The sequence below is a fragment of the Aminobacter aganoensis genome, assembly GCF_014206975.1.
In the GTDB taxonomy this organism is placed as follows: Bacteria; Pseudomonadota; Alphaproteobacteria; order Rhizobiales; family Rhizobiaceae; genus Aminobacter; species Aminobacter aganoensis.
This window is the reverse complement of sequence record NZ_JACHOU010000044.1, coordinates 1-3,040: the sequence shown is the minus strand read 5'-3', so window position 1 is coordinate 3,040 and position 3,040 is coordinate 1. Positions and strand designations below refer to the sequence as shown.

Below are 3,040 nucleotides of genomic sequence, written 5' to 3'. Positions count from 1 at the left end.
GCCAGGCCAAGAGCGCCACCCAGAACCATGACGGATACAAAGCTTGCCGGGACGAGCCAGCGAGCCCACCCGCCAAGCTGGGCGGCGAACAGGCCGACCATGACCATGGCAAGCACATGGTCGAGCCCGCCGAACGGATGTACGAAACCATGGGCGAAACCCTCGACATGGCCGACACCCGTGTGGGCGCTGGCAAGGCTGGGCGCCAGTGCGAAGGCGGCCACGACCGCTGACCGGACGAGAGACTTGGTATTCATCGCATGCTTCCTTTCATCGAAGCTGGGTCTGGTGGTCTTCATTTGCGCCGCGGCGCGGGTTGTTGGCCGAATGCCGCCGAGACGGCGAGTACGAACAGCTTTTCGGCAATGACGCGCGCGGCAATGGCATCGGCCGCCAGGCAGCGCACGCCCCACCCTGCCCCGTTGGGCAGCAGGGTGATACCCACGACTTGGCGCTCCGGCCGCCCGAGGACTGCCAGTTCGTCGGCGGTGGGCAGCCGGTCGGGCGCGCCGACAAGCATGAAGTTGGACACGACCTTCCAGTCTCCGATCGGTGAACCGGCACTTGACAAATGCGCACCGCCGATCTCGAGATTGTCACGCACGAGCAGCCGTCCGCCGGCATCGCGGATGTCGACCTTGGCCTCCAGTCGCTCGAACGGACGGCCACGACCTTCCGGATCATGCAGGGCGAAGGCATCCGACAACAGCAGCACCGTACCAGGCGCGAGCCTGGCCTGGATGACGCTCGAGCAGGCGGCACCGGGAAACAGCACCAGCGGATCGGGAGTCAGCGCAAGGAACGCACCCTCCTCCAGGACGATCTCTGTCGTCTGGTGCGCCGGTTGGCCGTGACAGTCGTGGACCACCGTCGCTGCCTGGGTGGTGATATGGCCAGCCGCCCCTGCCCCGACGTCGATACGGCTATCCAGCCGGTCGTCGCGGTAGAGCCCACCTGAGGACGACTGCTGGTAGACCGTGAGCAGCGACGGGATGGCGACGTCGAACGCAAACGGCCGCGTCATGTGGAACGGATAGGATACGTACTGGCGGCCGATATGGGTGCGCGCGCCGTGGCGGGACAGCGCCAGCTCGAAACGGCCGTTTCGTGCTCCGGCCTGGCGCGGCTGTATCGGTGCGCGAAATGTCGGCGGTTGGGGCCAGTGGCTCGTCATCTGAACAACACGTCCGAGACGATACGGTCGGCGATCGCGTCGATGCCGTCATTGCTGCGGCAGTTGGTGAGCGCCATCGGCCGGCCGGCGCGCGCGGTTGCGGCCTGGGCTGCCATCGCCGCGAGGTCGACGCCGACGTAAGGTGCGAGATCCGTCTTGTTGACGACCAGCAGATCACATTTGAGCACGCCGGGTCCGTTCTTGCGCGGAATGTCGTCGCCGCCAGCGACGTCGATGACGAACATCCACCAGTCGACGAGGTCGAGCGAGAAGGTCGAGGCGAGATTGTCGCCGCCGCTCTCGATCAGGATCAGTTCGACATCCGGAAACAGTGCCTCGAGATCGTCGGCAGCGGCAATGTTAAGGGTGGGATCCTCGCGAATGACGGTATGCGGGCAAGCGCCCGCCTCTACCGCCGCAACGCGCGCCGGATCGATCAGGCCCGAGCGGCGGATGCGTTCGGCGTCCTCCGCAGTGACGAGGTCGTTGGTGACGATTGCAAGCGACACGCCGCGCGCCGCAAAGGCCGGGATCAGCCGCTCGATCAGCGCTGTCTTGCCGGAGCCGACGGGACCGCCGATGCCGATGCGGGCAGCGCCGACGCGTGAAGGGGACGGGTTTATTGAGGACGTCCTGGTGTCCATGATGTCACCTCAGCATGTAGCGTTGGGTCAGCGGCAGTTCATAGGCCGGCTCGCATGTGGCCAGCTCACCATCGACGAAGACGTCGAAGGTTTGCGGATCGACGCGGATGTTGGGACAGGCGTCGTTGTGCAGCATGTCCTTCTTCGACAGGACGCGGTTGCCGCGCGAGGGCAGCAACGCCTTCTTCAGGTCGAGCGTCGCGGCAAGGTCCCGGTTGATCGCCAGCGGATTGACAAAGCAGGCCGACAGCGCCTGCTTGGCGCGGCCGAACGCACCCCATTGCGGGCGCAAGAGCAGCGGCTCGCAGGTCATCAGCGACGCTGCGCTGTCGCCCATCGCGCCCCAGGCAATAAAGCCGCCCTTGATGACGAGCTCTGGCTTGATGCCGAAGAAGGCCGGTCGCCAGATGATGATGTCGGCCATCTTGCCGTCTTCGAGCGAGCCGACATGCTCTGATATGCCGAAAGTGCGGGCAGCATTGATGGTGTATTTGGCGATGTAGCGCTTGATGCGCTCATTGTCGCCGAAGCGCGTCGTCTCCTCCGGCAGGCGGCCGCGCTGCTTCTTCATCTTGTCGGCGAGCTGCCATGTACGGCAGATCACCTCGTTGATGCGGCCCATGCCCTGGCTGTCGGAACCGAGCATCGAGATCGCGCCGATGTCATGCAGGATGTCTTCAGCGGCAATCGTCTGGGCGCGGATGCGGCTCTCGGCAAAGGCAACGTCCTCGGGGATGGCCGGGTTGAGATGGTGGCACACCATCGTCATGTCGAGATGTTCATCGAAGGTGTTGATCGTGTAGGGATTGGTCGGGTTGGTCGACGACGGCAGGCACCACGGCACGCCAGCGACGCTGATGATGTCGGGCGCGTGGCCGCCCCCCGCTCCTTCGGTATGGTACATGTGGATGGTGCGGCCGTTGATGGCGGCGAGCGTGTCTTCGAGGAAACCGGATTCGTTCAGCGTGTCGGTGTGGATCTGGACGGGGAAATCGAGTTCGTCCGCCACTGTCAGGCAAGTATCGATCGAGGCCGGCATGGTGCCCCAGTCCTCGTGCAGCTTGAGGCCGAGGCAGCCGGTCTCGATCTGCTCGACGAGCGATGCAGGCCGGTGCGAGTTGCCGCGGCCGAGGAAGCCGAAATTGATCGGCCATTGCTCGGCCGCCTGCAGCATTTTGCCGACATTGAACGGACCACCACAGTCGATGCCGACGGTGATCGG

General features: G+C 64.8%; 4 protein-coding genes. All 4 read right to left on the bottom strand.

The genetic code is table 11. The annotated features are described in order from the left end of the window. Positions 1-257, bottom strand: a 257-nt coding sequence (locus GGR00_RS28120; RefSeq protein ID WP_184702857.1) for a HupE/UreJ family protein, incomplete at its 3' end; no start/stop codon positions are given. Positions 258-295: 38 nt separating this feature from the next. Then, entirely contained in the window at positions 296-1,174 is an 879-nt protein-coding gene (locus tag GGR00_RS28115; protein WP_184702855.1) for an urease accessory protein UreD, read from the bottom strand. Then, on the bottom strand, positions 1,171-1,818 hold the full coding sequence (gene ureG / locus GGR00_RS28110) for an urease accessory protein UreG (RefSeq protein WP_184702853.1): 648 nt from the start codon (positions 1,816-1,818) through the stop codon (positions 1,171-1,173). Before ureG ends, GGR00_RS28115 begins: the two co-directional genes overlap by 4 nt. A 4-nt stretch (positions 1,819-1,822) precedes the next feature. Then, positions 1,823-3,040, bottom strand: a 1,218-nt coding sequence (locus GGR00_RS28105) for an urease subunit alpha (RefSeq protein WP_184702851.1), incomplete at its 5' end; no start/stop codon positions are given.